The 1,657-nt window shown below is 65.3% G+C and carries 2 protein-coding genes; both read left to right on the top strand.

Going from position 1 to position 1,657, the window contains the following annotated elements:
* The first annotated feature begins 12 nt into the window (after positions 1–12).
* A complete protein-coding gene (locus JJE47_04255) occupies positions 13–1,008 on the top strand; it encodes a hypothetical protein (GenBank protein MBK5266625.1) in 996 nt (331 codons plus the stop codon).
* Positions 1,001–1,513 carry a hypothetical protein gene (locus JJE47_04250; protein MBK5266624.1) on the top strand — a complete coding sequence of 171 codons (513 nt, stop codon included), beginning with the start codon at positions 1,001–1,003 and terminating at the stop codon, positions 1,511–1,513. Before JJE47_04255 ends, JJE47_04250 begins: the two co-directional genes overlap by 8 nt.
* Positions 1,514–1,657 lie beyond the last annotated feature (144 nt).

Raw genomic sequence — 1,657 nt, 5'->3', positions numbered from 1 at the left:
CAGAGGTGGGCGGTGACGGTCGGGGTAGCGGCGGTGCTGGTTGGAGTGTCGAACGGATGGTCGGCGGTGGCCGGGGTCGGCGCCATTCTGGTTATGGTGGGTCTGGTCATGCTGGCCGGCTCATTGGTAGCCACGGTCAAACGCAGCCTGTTACGTCGGTTTGACCTGTCAGCCCGGTTCTATGTCCTGGCGTTGGTCGCCGGAACGGTCGGGGTCGGGTTCGGCGGTGTGATGGCCGCCGGGATCTGGAACGCCGGGTATCCACAGCTGAGGATGGCCCACTTTCATCTCAACCTGATCGGTTTCGTAGGGTTCACAATCGTCGGTACCTTGCCGACCCTCCTTCCGACCATCGCCCATCACAAGGCGGTATCGGGACCTGAGGCGCGGTGGAGCTGGTGGCTGGCCGTGGCCTCGGTGGCGACGTTGGCGGCCGGGGTCGTCGGGGGAGCACCCATGGTTGGTTCGGGTACCGTTCTGGCCGGGGTGTCACTGGCCATCATGCTGGTCGGTATCGTCGGCCGCTTGGGCCGTCGTGGACTGGTGGGTCGGCTTCCCTATGTCCAGGTGGTGGCGGGTGGTCTGTGGCTGGTGGCCTGGACGATCGTCGATGGCGGGGAACTCCTGATGGGCGCTACCCCAGGGCCGTTTCAGGGTTGGACGATGGCCGCAGTGGTTGCCGGGGTCGGTCAGGTGTTGGCCGGTTCCCTTGCCTATCTGGTTCCGGTGCTGGTCGGTCCAGGACCTCGACTGAGCCGGAACCTTGATCGGACTCACCGTCGCGGCTGGCTACCGCTGCTGGCTGCCAACGGCGCCGGGGTGAGTTTGGTGCTCGGCCTGGCCGTGCCGGCTGCGCTGTGTGGTGGGTTGTGGTTGGCTGACCTGGGGTTTCGGTTGGCCAGCCTCGAGCGGGGTGACGTCGACCGCTCGCCGCCTGCGGGTGTTTCGTTGCGTCCGGCGCCGAATGCTGACGGTGATGCGAGATCGGTAGGATCATCGGATGGGTGACGCGGCGTGCCATCTTGGTTCTACTTGTCTGAATTGCGGCAAGTTCGTCGGCGACGAACTCGCCGTTCAGGGGCGGTGTCCGCATTGCGGAGCGGGACCCGACGGACTGGCCGATGACGACGGGTTGTTTGGGCCCGGAATGTCGCCGTCTGCGGCCAATTTCATCCTGTATTGCGAGGAGTGGCCGGCTACGGTCGAGTTCTATCGTGATCGCCTCGGCCTGGAACAGACGTATGCCGACGACTGGTTCGTCGAGTTCCGGTTGACGTCGTCGGCGTTTGTCAGCATCGCTGATGCCGCTCGGGCAACGGTTGGATCGGTCGGCGGGACCGGGGTAACCCTGAGCATTCGGGTACCCGATGTCGAGGTGCTCCGCAGGTGCCTCGCCGCTCGTGGGATCGCCACCGGACCCGCGATGCGACGGTTTGGATCTGACACACTCGATGTCCACGACCCGGAGGGCAATCGCATCGAGTTCTGGGCGAAGGGACGCTCGCCGGTCTGACGGGCAACCGTCCTGGGTTGTCGCCGGCGGCAGTGAGGAATTGCCCGTGGGGTTCTTGCGAGAGTCGACGCTCGCCCGGTTACCTCGGAGGAGGTAGGCCGACTAACCGGTTCGATCCCAGTATCGCCCACTTCGGGATCCCTT

It is taken from the genome of Acidimicrobiia bacterium (genome assembly GCA_016650365.1).
Classification (GTDB): Bacteria; Actinomycetota; Acidimicrobiia; order Spongiisociales; family JAENVV01; genus JAENVV01.
The sequence above is the reverse complement of the archived record's forward strand: the minus strand, read 5'-3'. Positions and strand labels throughout refer to the sequence as shown.

Excerpts from the sequence above, each read along its gene's own strand:
- JJE47_04250 (MBK5266624.1), top strand. The coding sequence starts at position 1,001 with ATGGGTGACGCGGCGTGCCATCTTGGTTCTACTTGTCTGAATTGCGGC.